A 16,407-nucleotide genomic window follows, 5' to 3' on the forward strand; every position below is an offset into this window, starting at 1 on the left:
CGGCGAGCCTGACAATTCTTGGTTTACTGTTTCGGGTGCAATTTAAGGGTCTCCCGTGGGAACTCGATTGCCACCCGCCACTTTGCCTGTGGCATTATAAGATGTGTCCCTCTGGCACAAGATCGGCATGCCGGAGGGGGGCTCTTGAGGACGCTGATCCATGATGTTGACGGCACTCGGTTTGATGAGCGGCACCTCGCTGGACGGGGTGGATGTCGCGCTGATCGAAACCGACGGAAAGCAAGTGAAGGCGTTCGGGCCGTCCGGCTACCGGGCCTACAGCCCGGCGGAGCGCAATCTGCTGCGCCAGGCGCTGAGCGAGGCCGTGCACCTGCCGCGACGCGACGCCCGCCCGGGCGTTCTGGCCGAGGCCGAGCGCGCGGTGACGCTGGCCCATGCCGAGGCTGTGGCCGCCTTCATCGCCCAAAACCGGATGAAGCCGGAGGACATCGACATCGTCGGCTTCCACGGCCAGACGGTGCTGCATCGCCCCGAGAAGCGGCTGACGGTCCAGATCGGCGATGCGCCGGCGCTGGCCAGGGCGATCCATATCCCCGTGATGCACGACTTCCGCGCCGCCGACGTCGAGGCCGGCGGGCAGGGCGCGCCGTTCGTGCCGGTCTACCACCGGGCGCTCGTCCATTCGCTGGAGCGTGAAGGGCCGATCGTCGTCGTCAATATCGGCGGCGTCTCCAACATCACCTATATCGACGGCAACGACACGCTGATCGCCTGCGACACCGGACCGGGCAACGCGCTGCTCGACGATTTCATGTACCGCACCATGAACCAGGCCTTCGATGCGGAAGGAAAGTTCGCAGCGCTCGGCAAGGCGGACGAAGCCTGGATCGCGCGGGGACTGGAACTGCCGTTCTTCGCAGCTCTGCCGCCGAAATCGCTCGACCGCAACGACTTTGCCGCGCTGAAGCTCGGCGACGTCCCGCCGGCCGATGGCGCCGCGACCCTGACCGCCTTCACAGCGGCGGCGATCGCCCGGATCATCTCGCTCCTGCCGCGCCGGCCGCGGAGCTGGATCGTCTGCGGCGGCGGCGCCCGCAACCTCACCATGCTACGGATGCTGCGGGAGCAGGTGGGCTCGGCCACCGTCGAAGCCGCCGAGACGCTCGGCTGGGCCTCCGACGCCATCGAGGCGCAGGCCTTTGGCTTCCTTGCCGCCCGCGGCCTCAAGGGGCTGCCGCTGTCCTACCCCGCCACCACGGGCGTGCCGATGCCGATGACAGGCGGCGTAATGGCGCGGCCCTGAGGTCCGGGCCTTAAGATCCAAGGACGGTTGATGCAAATGCATCGATCTTGACAGGTGAATGCAATTGCATCTATATTGGATGCAGTTGCATCAAACCGCCGGGATCATTGCCATGACCGCTTCACTGAAACTCGTCAGCCACAAGCTCTGCCCCTATGTGCAGCGTGCCGTGATCGCGCTCAACGAGAAGGGCGTGCCGTTCGAACGGATCGACATCGATCTCGCCAACAAGCCCGACTGGTTTCTGAAACTCTCGCCGCTCGGCAAGGTGCCGGTCCTGGTGGTGACGACGGAGAAGGGCGAGGTCGCGTTGTTCGAGAGCAACGTGATCTGCGAATACATCGAGGAGACGCAGGCAGGCCTCAAGCTGCACCCGGCGGATCCGTTGAAGCGCGCCGAACATCGCGCCTGGATGGAGTTCGGCTCGGCGATCCTCGGTGACCTCTGGGGTCTGGAGACCACGACCGATCCGGCGACGTTCGAAAGCAAGCGCCAGGCGGTAGCGGCGAAATTCGCGCGCGTGGAGGCAGCGCTCGGCGCAGGGCCTTACTTCGCAGGCGATGCGTTCAGCCTCGTGGATGCGGTGTTCGCCCCGATCTTCCGCTATTTCGACCTGTTCGACGAACTGACCGAGCACGGTATCTTCCGCGAAGTGCCGAAGGTCCGCGCATGGCGCGCGGAGCTTGCGAGACGCCCGAGCGTACGCACCGCAGTCGGCGCGGACTATCCGCAATTGCTGCGTGCCTTCCTGGTGCGCCACGACGCGCATCTGCTGAAGCTTGCGGCCTGAGCGCGCGCCAATGTCGCAATCCATGGCCTGGCTGATGCTGGTGATCGCCGGTGCGCTCGATGTCGGCTGGGCGATCTCGATGAAATATGCGGAGGGCTACACGCGGCCGGGCTGGAGCATCACCTCGCTGGTGCTGCTCGCCGCCTTCGTCTTCCTGCTCGGACGCGCTTTGCAGGTGCTGGAGGTCGGCGTCGCCTATTCGGTGTGGACCGGCATCGGCGCGGCCGGCACCTTCCTGCTGGGCGTCGTGCTGTTCGGCGAGACCTTGAGTGCGATGAAGCTTGCCGGCATTGCGCTCGTGCTGATCGGGATCGCCGCGCTCAAGCTGGCCTAGATCTCCGCGGCCATCTTCGCGAGCGTTGCGACGGTATTCATGTTGCGCGCGGTGCCGGTCTTGGCGGCGGGGATGACGAGCTTCGATGTCCCCATGCCGTCGCCATAGTGCACGTAAATCTCGCGGCGGCCGAGGCTGAGCTCTTCGTTGTTCTGGCCGCGGATGCTGGCAAGCGCGTCTTCAGGTGGCGCCCTGTCGAGGAAGATCGCGACGGTGCGATTGGGCGCTGCCTTTGGAAAAGGATTGTCGGCCGAGACTTGCGCCATCTCGGCGGCGCTACGCACGAGCACCCCGACCGGCGCGCCGGCGTAGGCGTGCAGGCGCTTTTCGAGGGCGGTCTTGATTGCAGCTTCCGACTTGCGGCTCGTGAACACGACGTTGCCGCTCGCAATATAGGTGCGCACGGCGGCGAAGCCGAGCTCCTCGCACATGGCCTTGAGCTCGCTCATCGGCAGCTTGCCGGTGCCGCCGACATTGACGGCACGCAGCAAGGCGACGAAGCAGCCCATTTGAGGCCTTAGCGCACGTTGGCGAGGCGCATGTCGAGATAGGCCGTGATGGTTTCCATCAGCGGCTCGAGCTTGGCGTCGAAGAAGTGGTTGGCGCCGGGGATGACCTGCTGGTCGATCACGATGCCCTTCTGAGTCTTCAGCTTCTCGACCAGCGTGTTGACGTCCTTGGGCGGCACCACCGCGTCCTTCTCGCCATGCACGATCAGGCCCGACGACGGGCAGGGCGCCAGGAACGAGAAGTCGTAGAGATTGGCCGGCGGCGCGATCGAGATGAAGCCCTCGACCTCGGGACGGCGCATCAACAGCTGCATGCCGATCCAGGCGCCGAACGAGAAGCCGGCGACCCAGCAGGCACGCGCTTCGGGATTGATGGTCTGTGCCCAGTCGAGGGCTGCGGCCGCATCCGACAATTCGCCGGTGCCGTGGTCGAACGAGCCCTGGCTGCGGCCGACGCCGCGGAAGTTGAAGCGCAGCACCGAGAAGCCGCGATGCGCGAAGGCGTAGTAGCACTGGTACACGATCTGGTGGTTCATCGTGCCGTGAAACTGCGGATGCGGATGCAGGATCATCGCGATCGGCGCGTTCTTTTGCTTGGCCGGGTGATAGCGGCCTTCGAGACGGCCAGCAGGGCCGGTGAAAATGACTTCAGGCATGATGATCTCTTGATTGATCCCTTGAAGACGCTCTTCAGCAATCAACCGATTGTGCGGACTTCATCGACTGCTGTGCCGATCAAACCGCGAATGGAAGAGTGGAGCGGCGCCCTCGGATGGTGCGCGAGCGGCGCGCGGTGAACTGACGCGGGCGTTCTAACATGAGGCGAGGGTCAAAAAGCAAGCATCTTGAACATCCCGCAATGGGCTCAAGATGTTAGCGTGTCATGGCGGCGTCATTGCGCGGTGGGGATTCGGAATCGAGTTGCCAAGCGCTCCACGGGGGCCCATGTCGGGCTCCAGGACGGGCACACCAGCCCGATCCATGGAGTAAGATAATACCTCATGCCGAGTCGTGTCTATCTCGACTGGAATGCGACCACGCCGCTCCGCGCCGAAGCGCGGACCGCGATGCTTGCGGCCTGGGAGCTGATCGGCAACCCGTCCTCGGTTCATGCCGAGGGGCGCGAGGCGCGCCGGCTGGTCGAGGAAGCCCGTGCCACGCTCGCGGCGGCCGTCGGTGCATTGCCGAGAAACGTCGTCTTCACCTCAGCCGGAACCGAGGCCAATGCGCTGGCGCTGTCGCCCGGTCTGCGGGGGTCGTCCGGCCGCCTCGTCGAACGCCTGTTGGTCTCGGCTGTCGAGCATGCCTCGGTGCTGTCAGGCGGCCGGTTCCCAGCGGAGAAGGTCAGCCAGATTCCGGTCACACGCTCCGGCGTCATCGACCTCGACCGTCTGAAGGCGTTGCTCGGCGACGGTCCGCCGGCGCTGGTCTCCATCATGGTTGCGAACAACGAGACCGGCGCGATTCAGCCGATCGCAGGGGCTGCCGGGATCGTCCACGAGGCGGGGGGGCTCCTGCACGTCGATGCGATCCAGGTGCTGGGAAAAATCCCGTTCGATATCAAGGCCGTGGACGCAGACCTCGCGACCTTTTCGGCGCACAAGATCGGCGGCCCCAAGGGCGTCGGCGCGCTGGTCCTGGCGGAGGGGATCACTGGACTGGAACCCGTGCTACGGGGCGGCGGACAGGAGTTGAGCCGGCGCGCGGGAACCGAGAATGTCGCTGGCATCGCCGGCTTCGGGGCAGCGGTGAGAGCTGCCCTTCAGACTCTGCCGGAGGATGCGGAGCGGATGGCAACCCTCAGAGATTCCTTGGAAAATGGAATCCGCGGGATCGCCGGCGCGGCGGTCTTCGCGGATGACGTCAAGCGGTTGCCAAATACCATCCTCTTTACTGCCCCCGGCTTGAAGGCCGAAACCGCCGTGATCGGCTTCGATCTCGAAGGCGTGGCTGTGTCCTCGGGCTCGGCCTGTTCATCAGGCAAGGTGCAGCCGTCTCATGTGCTGTCGGCGATGGGGTATGATGCCACCGTCGCCCAGGGAGCGGTGCGTCTCAGTCTGGGCTGGTCCACGGAACCAGATGACATCAACAGGGCGTTAGAGGCTTGGCGAAAGCTTGGTAATACCCTACTTAGAGCCTAAGCGACGAAACACGGCTTGAACGGTTCTAAGCACGTGCTTTCTGCCGAAAAACATCGTAATACTCGTCCAAGTTTGTGATCCACCGCGGTCCTTGAAACCGCGAGCGGAGGATAGAATGCCAGCCGTGCAAGAGACGGTCGAGCGCGTGAAGCGCATCGACGTCGATCAGTATCGTTATGGGTTTGAGACCCTGATCGAGTCCGACAAGGCCCCCAAGGGACTGTCGGAAGAGACCGTCAAGTTCATCTCCGAGAAGAAGAACGAACCCGCCTGGATGCTCCAGTGGCGGCTCGAGGCCTATCGGCGCTGGCTGACCATGATCGAGCCTACCTGGGCGCGCGTCGACTATCCCAAGATCGACTTCCAGGACCTCTATTACTACGCGGCGCCGAAGCCGAAGAAGACGGTCACCTCCCTCGACGAGATCGATCCGGAGATTCTGAAGACCTACGAGAAGCTCGGCATTCCCCTGCGGGAAGTCGCCATGCTCGAAGGCGTCGAGCCGAAGCCCGGCGAGGAAGATCCGGCCCGGCGCAAGATCGCGGTTGATGCAGTCTTCGATTCGGTCTCGGTTGCGACCACGTTCAAGGCCGAGCTGAAGAAGGCCGGCGTGATCTTCATGCCGATCTCGGAGGCGATCCGCGAGCATCCCGAGCTGGTGCAGAAATATCTGGGCTCGGTGGTTCCGACCTCAGACAATTTCTACGCGACGCTGAACTCGGCGGTGTTCTCCGACGGCTCGTTCGTCTACGTGCCGCCGGGCGTGCGCTGCCCGATGGAGCTGTCGACCTATTTCCGCATCAACGAGCGGAACACCGGCCAGTTCGAGCGCACGCTGATCATCGCCGACAAGGGCTCCTACGTCTCCTATCTCGAAGGCTGCACCGCGCCGCAGCGCGACGAGAACCAGCTGCACGCCGCCGTGGTCGAGCTCGTTGCGCACGATGATGCCGAGATCAAATACTCGACGGTGCAGAACTGGTATCCCGGCAATTCGGAAGGCAAGGGCGGCATCTACAATTTCGTCACCAAGCGTGGCGACTGCCGTGGCGACCGGTCCAAGATTTCCTGGACCCAGGTCGAGACCGGCTCCGCCATCACCTGGAAGTACCCGAGCTGCATCCTGCGTGGCGACAATTCCAGCGGTGAGTTCTACTCGATTGCGATCTCGAACGGTTTCCAGCAGGTCGATTCGGGCACCAAGATGATCCACCTCGGCAAGAACACGTCGAGCCGGATCATCTCGAAGGGCATCGCCGCCGGCAAGTCGCAGAACACCTATCGCGGGCTCGTCACCGCGCACCGGAAAGCGACCGGCGCGCGCAACTTCACGGCGTGCGATTCCCTGCTGATCGGCGACAAATGCGGCGCGCACACCGTGCCGTATATCGAGGCCAAGAACTCCTCGGCGACGTTCGAGCACGAGGCGACGACCTCGAAAATCTCCGAGGACGTGCTGTTCTATTGCATCCAGCGCGGCCTCAGCCAGGAAGAAGCCGTCGGCCTCGTCGTCAACGGTTTCGTCAAGGACGTGCTTCAGCAGCTGCCGATGGAATTCGCGGTGGAAGCGCAGAAGCTGATCTCGATCTCGCTTGAAGGGTCGGTCGGCTAATCGCCGACCCTCGCGGTGCGCTACGGCGCTCCATGCATCATTTGAATAGACTGGACACCAAGATGGCTTTGCTTGAAGTGAAGGATTTGAAGGTTCGTGTCGAGGAGCGTGAGATCCTCCACGGGCTGACGCTGACCGTGAACGAGGGCGAGGTTCACGCGATCATGGGGCCGAACGGCTCCGGCAAATCGACGCTCTCCCACGTCATCGCCGGCAAGCCCGGCTACGAGGTTACCGACGGCCAGATCCTGTTCAAGGGCGAGGACCTGCTGGAGATGGATCCCAACGAGCGCGCCGCGAAGGGCGTGTTCCTGGCGTTCCAGTATCCGGTCGAGATTCCCGGCGTCGCCACCATGACCTTCCTGCGCACCGCACTGAACGCGCAGCGCAAGGCGCGCGGCGAAAGCGAATATTCGACCCCGGACTTCCTGAGGAAGGTCCGCGAGGTCTCGAAGTCGCTGAACATCCCGCAGGACATGCTCAAGCGCGGCGTCAATGTCGGCTTCTCCGGCGGTGAGAAGAAGCGCAACGAGGTGCTGCAGATGGCGCTGTTCGAGCCGAGCCTGTGCATCCTCGACGAGATGGATTCCGGCCTCGACATCGACGCGCTGCGCATTGCGGCCGACGGCGTCAACGCGCTGCGCTCGCCCAAGCGCGCGATGGTCGTCATCACCCATTATCAGCGGCTGCTGAACTACATCGTGCCCGACGTCGTGCACGTGATGTCGAAGGGCCGTGTCGTGAAGAGTGGCGGCAAGGACTTGGCGCTGGAGCTGGAAGCGTCCGGCTACGCCCAGTTCGAGGATGCCGCGTAAGGAATTTTAGGATGAACGTTGCTGTGGCAAAGACCGGAAACGGCCGCGCGGTGAGCGATCTCTTCGCCAGCGCCGAAGGCCGCCTGCCGGGTTCGCCTTCTGTGATCGCGGTTCGCCGCGAGGCGTTCGAGACCTATGAGCGTCTCGGCCTGCCGCATCGCCGGATCGAGGAATGGAAATACACCGACCTGCGCGCGCTGGTCGGCGAGGTGCTGCCGCTTGCAGCCAGCCCCGATGCGGCCGCGTTGAAGCGTGCCGCGGATGCCGTCAAGGCGCACGCGATCGAAGGCGCCCGCAAGCTGGTGCTGGTCGACGGCGTGTTCGCGGCCGACCTCTCCGACGTCAAGGCGCTTGCCTCTGAGGCGGGCCTCAAGACGCTGCGGGAAGCGCTGGAGAAGGACGCAGGTCTCCTGAAGACCGCGGCCACCGATGCCGTGATCGCGCTGAATGCGGCGCTGGCAACCGACGGCGTCGTGTTGTCGATCGCCGACGGTGCGCAGCTGTCCGCGCCGATCCAGATCATCCACATCGCGACCGCTTCGTCCGCGTCGGCTTTCAGCCGTTCGCGGATCGCGGTCGGGAACGGCGCTCGCGCCACCATCATCGAGAGCTTTGTTGCGGCCGGTGCCAAGGCCTACCAGGTCAACGACGCCGTCATCCTCTCGGTCGGCGACAATGCCGACGTCGCGCATATCCGCCTGTTGGACGATGCACCCGACGCAGTGAACGTGACCTCGCAGTTCGTCACGGTCGGCGCGAACACGAAGCTCAATTTCTTCAACATGACGACTGGCGCTGCCGTCAGCCGCCTGCAGGGCTTCATCACGATGGCGGGCGAGGGCAGCGACCTCTCCGTCAACGGCGTGAACCTGCTGCAGAAGACCGAGCACGGCGACACCACGCTGGTGGTCGATCATGCCGTGCCGAACTGCGTCAGCCGCGAGGTCTTCCGCGCGGTGATCGACGATCGCGCCCATTCGGTGTTCCAGGGCCGCATCATCGTCCGTCCCGATGCGCAGAAGACCGATGGCAAGATGATGACCCGCGCGCTGCTGCTCTCGGACGAAGCCGAGGCCGACAACAAGCCGGAGCTCGAGATCTTCGCCGATGACGTCTCCTGCGGCCACGGCGCCACTGCCGGCGCGCTCGACGACAGCCTGCTGTTCTATCTGAAGGCGCGTGGTCTGCCGGAGAAGCAGGCCCAGGCGCTGCTGATCCAGGCTTTCGTGGGGGAGGCGATCGAGCAGATCGCCGATGACGGTTTGCGCGAGCACGTGATCGGCATCGCCGAGCGCTGGCTGGAGCGGCGCCAATGAGCACGCATCCCGCAGTCAAGAACGGTGCCTACGACGTCGCACGCGTGCGCCAGGATTTTCCGGCGCTCGCCATGCAGGTCTACGGCAAGCCGCTGGTCTATCTCGACAACGCCGCCTCGGCGCAGAAGCCGAGCGCCGTGCTCGACCGCATGACGCAGGCCTATACGTCCGAATACGCCAACGTGCATCGCGGCCTGCATTACCTCGCCAATGCCGCCACCGAGGCCTATGAGGGCGGTCGCAGCAAGGTTGCGCAGTTCATCAACGCGCCGCGGACCGAAGAGGTCATCTTCACCCGCAACGCGACGGAGGCGATCAACCTCGTCGCGTCGTCCTGGGGCGAACCGAACATCAAAGAGGGCGACGAGATCGTCATCTCGATCATGGAGCACCACTCCAACATCGTGCCGTGGCATTTCCTCAGGGAACGCCATGGCGCCGTGATCAAGTGGGCGCCGGTCGACGACGAGGGTAACTTCCTCATCGACGAGTTCGAGAAGCTGCTGACCGCGAAGACCAAGCTGGTCGCGATCACGCAGATGTCGAACGCGCTCGGCACCATTGTCCCGATCAAGGACGTTGTGAAGATCGCGCATGCGCGCGGCATTCCCGTGCTGGTCGACGGCAGCCAGGGGGCGGTGCATCTGCCTGTCGACGTCCAGGATCTCGGCTGCGATTTCTACGTCTTTACCGGCCACAAGGTCTACGGGCCGACCGGCATCGGCATCCTCTGGGCCAAGTACGACCACCTCGTCGCGATGCGTCCCTATAACGGCGGCGGCGAGATGATCCGCGAGGTCTCGCGCGACATCGTCACCTATGGCGATCCCCCGCACAAGTTCGAGGCCGGCACGCCCGCGATCGTCGAGGCCGTGGGCCTTGGCGCGGCCATCGACTACGTCAATTCGATCGGCAAGGAGCGCATCGCCGCCCACGAGCACGATCTCACCACCTATGCCCAGGACCGGCTGCGCGAGATCAATTCGCTGCGGCTGATCGGCACCGCCCGGGGCAAGGGCCCGGTGATCTCCTTCGAGCTCAAGGGCGCACACGCCCACGACGTCGCCACCGTGATCGACCGCCAGGGCATCGCGGTGCGCGCCGGCACCCATTGCGTGATGCCGCTTTTAGAGCGGTTCAACGTGACGGCCACATGCCGGGCGTCGTTCGGCATGTATAATACGCGGGAAGAAGTCGATCATCTGGCTCAGGCGCTTTTGAAGGCGCGGGATTTGTTCTCATGAGTGACACGGCCGAAATCAAAGCCAATCCGATGGAGACCCATTCGGCGTTGCCGCCGGAGGAGACCGAGCGTCTCACCACCGAGATCATCGCTGGCCTCAAAACCGTGTTCGACCCGGAAATCCCGGCCGACATCTATGAGCTCGGCCTGATCTACAAGGTCGAGATCAAGGACGACCGTTCCGTCGACGTCCAGATGACGCTGACGACGCCGAACTGCCCGGCCGCCGGCGAGCTACCGACCATGGTCGAGAACGCGGTCGCCAGCGTCCCCGGCGTCGGCGTGGTCGACGTCAAGGTGATCTGGGAGCCGGCATGGACGCCGGAACGCATGAGCGACGAGGCCCGTCTCGTCCTCAATATGTGGTGACGCGTAACTCTGGCATTGAATTCGCTCAGCAACGGACCACATCACTGACATGACACAGATATCGTCCGGCCCAACACCAGCATCCACTCCGAAACCGCGGCGCCCGCGTCCGCAGGTGATGCGGCTGACCGATGCCGCCGCCCAGCGCATCAGCGAGCTAACGAGCCGCGCCGATTCCGAGATCGTGGGCCTGCGCGTCGGCGTGAAGAACGGCGGCTGTGCCGGCCAGTCCTACACGGTCGAATACGCCCATGATGTCCGCCCGACCGACGAGGTCGTCGAGGACAAGGGCGTCAAGATCCTGGTCGATCCCAAGGCCGTGCTGTTCCTGCTCGGCACCGAGATGGACTACAAGGCCGACAAGATGCAGGCCCAGTTCGTCTTCAACAACCCCAACCAGGTCTCCGCCTGCGGCTGCGGCGAGTCGGTCGAGCTGCGGCCCGCGAAGATCGACGGGTAAGTCGCTGTCGTTCCCGCGAACGCGGGGACCCATACCGCGTGATCTGGCGATGACGCTCGGTATCAGTACCAAGCTTTCCTGGCTGGTAGTCTTCGCTAAACTCCTCCCTGTGGTTATGGGTCCCGCGTTCGCGGGGACGACCGTGGGGAGACAGCTTGGCCATGGACCGCGAATTCCTGATCGACCTGTTCGCCGATTTCGGCCCCGTCACCATCCGAAAAATGTTCTCCGGCTACGGCGTCTCCGCCGACGGCATCAACTTCGCGCTCGCCTTGCGCGCGGGCCTGTTCTTCCGCGCCGACGAGGTCACCATCCCGGACTTTGAAGCGGAAGGCTCGAAGCCGTTTCAGTATTCGACCCGCGCCAAAACTGTGCTGGTGAATTCCTATTGGGAATTGCCGGCGCGCCTGTTCGACGATTCCGAGGAGCTTGCGCAATGGGCAAGGGCAGCGCTTGCCGCCGCCCAGCGCGCCAAGGTGAAGAAGCGGCCGAAGGGGAAGAAGGCGGTGGCGAAGAAGCAGCTAGCCAAGAAAGTGGCCAAGAAGGCGGTGCGTAGGGTGGGCAAAGCGAAGCGTGCCCACCGTTCGAGATAGTTATGCCGAGATGGTGGGCACGACGCTGCGCGCCTTTGCCCACCCTACGGGACCTGAGGATCAATCTACGGCCTTGGTCAGTCTGACCCTCATGTCCTTGGCCATGAAGACACCGACGCCGTCGGCAAGCACACGACCGTCGGCAATTCCGAGCACCAGCTTGCCGCGGCGGACCATGCGCATGGCGACCTCGTAGCGCACGCGTCGCGTCTCCGGTGTGACCAATCCCGTAGCTTCGACCTCGCCGACGCCAATGGCGCGGCCCTTGCCTGGTGAGCCCGACCAGCCGAGCCAGTAGCCGATCATCTGCCACATCGCATCCAGGCCGAGACTTCCCGGCATCATCGCGTCACCGCGATAGTGGCAATCGAAGAACCAATGGCCGGGCAAAATATCGAGCTCGCCGACGATGTGGCCCTTGCCGAACTCGCCGCCGTCCAGGCTGATCTCGGTGATGCGATCCATCATGAGCATCGGCGGGGCCGGCAATTGCGCGTTGCCCGGGCCGAAATAGCCGCCGTCGCTCGATCTCAGCAGTTCATCCCTGGTGTACGACGGCTGCGGTGTGTGAAAGTCATGGGGATTGGGCAAGACGACAAGTCCTCTCGACGCTCGCAGTCGGGCGGCGGGGAAGATGTCGTTCGGCGGGTTGGAATGTCAAGCGCCGGCCGTCTCTTCGGCGCGCTGCTTCGGCGTCAGGCCACCCGGCTGTGCGACTCGATCGCGAATTCCGGATCGGCCTCGCAGATCACGCGGTTGCGCCCGTTGCGCTTGGCGGCATAGAGGCAGGCATCCGCACGCTCGATCAACGCGTCGGGGTCGTCGCCCTGCTTGAGCATGGAGACGCCGACGGAGATGGTGACGCGGCCGAGGATCTCGCCGGTCGATTTCTTCTTCAATTCCTTCGCCATCACGGCGCGGCGGATGTGATCTGCAACGGTGAGGGCCTGGCGCAGCGCGGTGTTGGGCAGCAGGACCGCGAATTCCTCGCCGCCATAGCGCGCGGTGATGTCCTGTCCCTTGATGGTCTGCTTCATGGACAGGCCGACCAGCCGCAACACTTGGTCGCCGGTGAGATGGCCGTAGGAATCGTTGAACGATTTGAAATGATCGATGTCGAACAGCAGCAGCGACAGCGGCTCGCCCGAGCCGAGCGCGCTCTGCACGGCCATGCCGATCATGCGATCGAAATATTTGCGATTGCCCAACCCCGTCAGCGGATCGGTCAGGCTCTCGGCGCGGATCGCCTCCAGGCTCTGCTGGAGATTGCTGATCTCGTTCTTGGACAGGGTCAGCCGGTCTTCCAGCGCCTTGTTGGTCTCACGCATCTCGCTGGTCGAACGCAGCAGCGTCTCGACGATCGACCTGATCTGGTCGCGGCTCTTGGCCGACGACAGTTGCTCGGTCGCGCCCGACAGGCTGGCATCGTAGGAGCCGGTCATCCCGAGCGCTTCGCTCAGCACCGTCATCACGTCGTCGATCTCGCCGATGACGCGTGCGCCGACCTTGTCGATGCGGTCGGTGGTCTTGATGTGGGAAAGATAGGTCTCGTAGATCTGCTCGAGATCGCCTTCGGTCAGCTTGCCGTGGCGCGCCAGCGTCTCGTTGATGATCTTGTTGAGCGGCGCGTTATAGCCGGTGGCGTAGACGTACCAGATCTCGTAATTGCGGGGAATTGCAGTCTGTCGAAGCGAGCGGATCTGACCGAGAGCCACTTCGGCGAACGCCATCGTGCGTTCGTGTTCGTCGAGCACCTTGACCACTGAACATACCCCACAGCGGTCGGTGCGCCATCGACCGCAGCAATACTTAAATTATGTTCGCAGGCTAACGGACGATCGTGAACGCTCTGTAAACAGACGTTCGCGAATGCATCAGAATAAGTGTGAAGCGGCTCTGCTCAACCGAACCTGAGTCGCGCCGGCGCGTCAGGCGCCGGCGGGAGAACGCACTGGCCGGAGCAGAAACGCCGGAAGGTGCGAGTGATCGCCGGGCTCGGTATCGGCCTCGCGCTGGCGGCGCGGCTCGGGGCGGCCGATCGACGGCACATGCGATGGATTGGCTTGCTGGCGCGATCCACCGCGCGGCTCGGATGATTGCTTCGCTTCACGCGGAGGCCTCGCCTCCCGTGCGGGCCTCGGCTCACGTGCAGGTCTCGCTTCAGGAGCGGGCTGTGTCTCTGCGGAAGGCCTCGCCTCGCCGCGCGGTTCGCGGGGCTCGTGGCTGCGCTCACGATCGCGGCCACGCTGCGGCTTGCCGCGTCCGCCGCGGGAACGTTCACGGTCGCGCCCGCGCGGTTCGCGCGAACGTGCGCTCTGCTCGCCTGCGTCCGCGGGCACTTCGAAATCGCCCTCGGCGCGCGGAATGCTCTGGCCGATCAGCTTCTCGATCGCCACCATCGACTTCTGGTCGAGCGGCGTCACGAGCGAGATCGCCATGCCGGACCGGCCGGCGCGGCCGGTGCGGCCGACGCGGTGAACATAGTCGTCGGGGTGGTGGGGGACGTCGAAATTGAAGACGTGGCTGACCTCAGGGATGTCGAGGCCGCGGGCGGCAACATCGGAGGCGACCAGCAGCGGCAGTTCGCCCTTGCGGAACTGTTCGAGCGCCGCCGTGCGGGCCGACTGGTCCATGTCGCCATGCAGGGCGCCGACGCTGAAACCATGCTTTTGCAGTGATTTGTGAACGACGGCGACCTCGCGCTTGCGATTGCAGAAGATGATCGCGTTCTGGAGATCCTTGGCCTCGCGCAGCAGGCGTCGCAGCAATTCACGCTTCTCATGCGCCTCGCGCCCGGCCGGGACCTGACACTGCGTGACGGTCACGGCGGTGGTGGCGGGCTTGGAGACCTCGACCTTCTGCGGATTGTGCAGGAAGGTCTCGGTGATGCGCCGGATTTCCGGTGGCATGGTCGCGGTGAAGAACAGGGTCTGCCGCGTGAACGGGACGAGCTTACAGACGCGCTCGATGTCGGGAATGAAGCCCATGTCCAGCATGCGGTCGGCTTCGTCGATGACGAGCAGCTCGACGCCGGTGAGCAGCAGGCCGCCGCGCTCGGTGTGGTCGAGCAGGCGGCCGGGGGTGGCGATCAGCACGTCGACGCCGCGCGTCAGCTTGGCATCCTGGTCGCCGAAGGATACGCCGCCGATCAGCAGGGCGACGTTGAGCTTCTGGCCGGCGCCGTAGCGGTCGAAGTTTTCCTTCACCTGCGCCGCGAGCTCGCGGGTCGGCTCCAGGATCAGCGTGCGCGGCATGCGCGCGCGGGCGCGACCCTTTTCGAGGATGGTGAGCATCGGCAGCACGAAGGCCGCGGTCTTGCCGGTGCCGGTCTGGGCGATGCCGAGCACATCCTTGCGTGCGAGGACGTGGGGGATCGCCTGTTCCTGAATGGGGGTGGGGGTGGTGTAACCGGTGGCCGCCACTGCGGCGAGGACTTTTTCAGACAGTCCGAGATTTGAAAAGGACATTGAGCCTCTGGTCGAAACCGCCGTTCGGAATCGAGGGTAATTAAGGCTGTCGCGTTCCACCCCGAAACGGCGCGCTCTCAAAGAAGCTGGGGGTGCTGACTCACGCGAACAAAGCGCAAGGCTCAAGAATCGGTCTTCGATCTGAGCCGCGTCGCCCCGGAACATAGGCGGGAATCGGCCAAAGTCAATGGAGCGGGCGCGGGAAGACCCTAAAAAACCTGAGGTTTTTGCTCAAATAGCGGGCCCGGCTGGGCTTTTCCGCCTCCACCGTCAACCGGGCGATAGCTGCCGGAGGGACGGCTAACGCCCCTCCGGGCCCCGGGCCCGGAAATCGCCGGGGGCCATTCCGTAGGCGGCGTTGAAGACCCGGTAATAGGTCGCCAGGCTCTCGAAGCCGCAGGAGGTCGCGATATCAGCGATCAGCCGGTCCGGCGCCTCGCGCATCAGGCGGCGGCTCTGTTTCAGGCGTTCGTCCGTCACGGTCTGCGAAAAGCTCTTCGCCGCGGCTTCGAACAGCATGTGCAGGTGACGCACGGACACACCGAGCTGGTCAGCCACCATCGTCGGCGCCAGATCGGGGTCTTGCAGATAGCGCGCGATCAGGCGACGCGCCTGTGAGAGCCGGGCGGTCCGCAGCGCGGCCTGCCCACGGCGGCTGCCGGGCCGCACGATGCCGCGCTCGATCAGCGCCAGATGGGCCAAGGCCTGGACGAGCGAGGCTTGATCCAAGGCCTGATCCAAGGAGGTCTGGGCGACTGAGGTCGCATCAGTGGCGCCGTTATCGCCTGCGGCGGCCTCATCGAGGTCGGCGAAGCAGGCGCCGAGCAGGGGCGCCAGGCCGGGATCGTTGAACGTCCGGGGCGCAAGCTCGCGCATGCGCCTGTCCTGCGTGGAGAGGCTGCTCACGGGGATCTTCAGGATGCGCAGGTGGAAGCCGCCTGCGCCGAGCGGCGCGGTGCGATAGGGCTGGTCGGTATGGCTGGTGGCGAAGCTGCCGTTGGCGATCGCAAAGTCGCCGGTGCGCATGCCGCCGAACCAGCCGCCGCTGCCGAGCTGCTGGTAGACGCAGATGCTGTCGCCGGGCGCGTAGGCGATGTCGGAGTTGCTGCGCTCGACCGTGTAGTGCGACGCCTTCAGCTCGACGAGCCCACCGCCGCCGAGCTGGCGCAGCGAGAATTCGCCGTAGAAGTCCGCGCGGCGCTCGCGCTCGAGTTCGGCGGTGACGCCGAACAGGCCCTTGGACCGGACCTCGCGCCAATAGTCGAACCGGTCATGCGGCTCGACCTCGTCAGTACACCATCGATACACGGCAGCCCCCGCTTGCAGCGCAGCTTCCTAGAAAAAGCAGATTCCGGAGGAATCTGCCATAGTCCAGATGACGGAACCCGTGGGCTCTGCGCGTTGAACCGTCGATATGGCTGGACCGACTATCATCAACGGCAGAGGGTTCCAATGAATCGCTGTTCGAGGGGGCCGGCGGAGCGCCGTTCTGCA

General features: G+C 64.5%; 17 protein-coding genes. 11 read left to right on the plus strand and 6 right to left on the minus strand.

Annotation, left to right across the window (positions count from 1 at the left end; translation table 11 throughout):
• The first annotated feature begins 160 nt into the window (after positions 1–160).
• From AB7245_RS21545 to AB7245_RS21555, 3 genes are all read left to right on the plus strand, one after another.
• Entirely contained in the window at positions 161–1,264 is a 1,104-nt protein-coding gene (locus AB7245_RS21545; protein WP_354243275.1) for an anhydro-N-acetylmuramic acid kinase, read from the plus strand.
• A gap of 112 nt (positions 1,265–1,376) precedes the next feature.
• Complete coding sequence (locus AB7245_RS21550) at positions 1,377–2,054, plus strand: glutathione S-transferase family protein (protein ID WP_354243278.1); 678 nt, start codon at positions 1,377–1,379, stop codon at positions 2,052–2,054.
• A gap of 10 nt (positions 2,055–2,064) precedes the next feature.
• Positions 2,065–2,388 carry a DMT family transporter gene (locus AB7245_RS21555; RefSeq protein ID WP_439034888.1) on the plus strand — a complete coding sequence of 108 codons (324 nt, stop codon included), beginning with the start codon at positions 2,065–2,067 and terminating at the stop codon, positions 2,386–2,388.
• On the opposite strand, the gene AB7245_RS21560 is transcribed toward AB7245_RS21555, so the two are convergent.
• Complete coding sequence (locus AB7245_RS21560) at positions 2,385–2,897, minus strand: DUF1697 domain-containing protein (protein ID WP_354243283.1); 513 nt, start codon at positions 2,895–2,897, stop codon at positions 2,385–2,387. The two genes, AB7245_RS21555 and AB7245_RS21560, sit on opposite strands and share 4 nt — an antisense overlap.
• Positions 2,898–2,905: 8 nt before the next feature.
• Positions 2,906–3,553, minus strand: a complete 648-nt coding sequence (locus tag AB7245_RS21565; protein WP_014495555.1) for an alpha/beta hydrolase — start codon at positions 3,551–3,553, stop codon at positions 2,906–2,908.
• Between the two features lie 345 nt (positions 3,554–3,898).
• Between AB7245_RS21565 and AB7245_RS21570 the strand changes: the two genes are divergently transcribed.
• From AB7245_RS21570 to AB7245_RS21605, 8 genes are all read left to right on the plus strand, one after another.
• Positions 3,899–5,038 carry a cysteine desulfurase family protein gene (locus AB7245_RS21570; protein ID WP_439034889.1) on the plus strand — a complete coding sequence of 380 codons (1,140 nt, stop codon included), beginning with the start codon at positions 3,899–3,901 and terminating at the stop codon, positions 5,036–5,038.
• Between the two features lie 115 nt (positions 5,039–5,153).
• Positions 5,154–6,650, plus strand: coding sequence for a Fe-S cluster assembly protein SufB (gene sufB / locus AB7245_RS21575; RefSeq protein ID WP_439034890.1), 1,497 nt, complete (start codon positions 5,154–5,156; stop codon positions 6,648–6,650).
• A gap of 62 nt (positions 6,651–6,712) precedes the next feature.
• A complete protein-coding gene (sufC, locus tag AB7245_RS21580) occupies positions 6,713–7,465 on the plus strand; it encodes a Fe-S cluster assembly ATPase SufC (RefSeq protein ID WP_028161255.1) in 753 nt (250 codons plus the stop codon).
• 11 nt (positions 7,466–7,476) lie between these two features.
• On the plus strand, positions 7,477–8,781 hold the full coding sequence (gene sufD, locus AB7245_RS21585) for a Fe-S cluster assembly protein SufD (RefSeq protein ID WP_439034891.1): 1,305 nt from the start codon (positions 7,477–7,479) through the stop codon (positions 8,779–8,781).
• Positions 8,778–10,025, plus strand: coding sequence for a cysteine desulfurase (locus AB7245_RS21590; RefSeq protein WP_071914316.1), 1,248 nt, complete (start codon positions 8,778–8,780; stop codon positions 10,023–10,025). Before sufD ends, AB7245_RS21590 begins: the two co-directional genes overlap by 4 nt.
• Positions 10,022–10,393, plus strand: coding sequence for an SUF system Fe-S cluster assembly protein (locus AB7245_RS21595; protein ID WP_071914314.1), 372 nt, complete (start codon positions 10,022–10,024; stop codon positions 10,391–10,393). Before AB7245_RS21590 ends, AB7245_RS21595 begins: the two co-directional genes overlap by 4 nt.
• Positions 10,394–10,442: 49 nt before the next feature.
• Complete coding sequence (locus AB7245_RS21600; protein WP_071914312.1) at positions 10,443–10,853, plus strand: HesB/IscA family protein; 411 nt, start codon at positions 10,443–10,445, stop codon at positions 10,851–10,853.
• Positions 10,854–11,014: 161 nt separating this feature from the next.
• On the plus strand, positions 11,015–11,446 hold the full coding sequence (locus AB7245_RS21605; RefSeq protein WP_439034892.1) for a TfoX/Sxy family protein: 432 nt from the start codon (positions 11,015–11,017) through the stop codon (positions 11,444–11,446).
• A gap of 60 nt (positions 11,447–11,506) precedes the next feature.
• On the opposite strand, the gene fabA is transcribed toward AB7245_RS21605, so the two are convergent.
• The 4 genes from fabA to AB7245_RS21625 all read right to left on the minus strand — a co-directional run bounded on the left by fabA (position 11,507) and on the right by AB7245_RS21625 (position 16,221).
• Positions 11,507–12,037 (minus strand): bifunctional 3-hydroxydecanoyl-ACP dehydratase/trans-2-decenoyl-ACP isomerase, encoded by a 531-nt coding sequence (gene fabA, locus AB7245_RS21610; protein ID WP_439034893.1) that lies wholly within the window; start codon positions 12,035–12,037, stop codon positions 11,507–11,509.
• A 104-nt stretch (positions 12,038–12,141) separates the two neighbouring features.
• Entirely contained in the window at positions 12,142–13,209 is a 1,068-nt protein-coding gene (locus AB7245_RS21615) for a GGDEF domain-containing protein (RefSeq protein WP_439034894.1), read from the minus strand.
• Positions 13,210–13,374: 165 nt separating this feature from the next.
• Complete coding sequence (locus AB7245_RS21620; protein ID WP_063983517.1) at positions 13,375–14,913, minus strand: DEAD/DEAH box helicase; 1,539 nt, start codon at positions 14,911–14,913, stop codon at positions 13,375–13,377.
• 300 nt (positions 14,914–15,213) lie between these two features.
• Complete coding sequence (locus tag AB7245_RS21625) at positions 15,214–16,221, minus strand: helix-turn-helix transcriptional regulator (RefSeq protein ID WP_439034895.1); 1,008 nt, start codon at positions 16,219–16,221, stop codon at positions 15,214–15,216.
• Between the last annotated feature and the right edge of the window lie 186 nt (positions 16,222–16,407).

It is taken from the genome of Bradyrhizobium sp. 604_D8_N2_3 (assembly GCF_051810765.1).
In the GTDB taxonomy this organism is placed as follows: domain Bacteria; phylum Pseudomonadota; class Alphaproteobacteria; order Rhizobiales; family Xanthobacteraceae; genus Bradyrhizobium; species Bradyrhizobium barranii.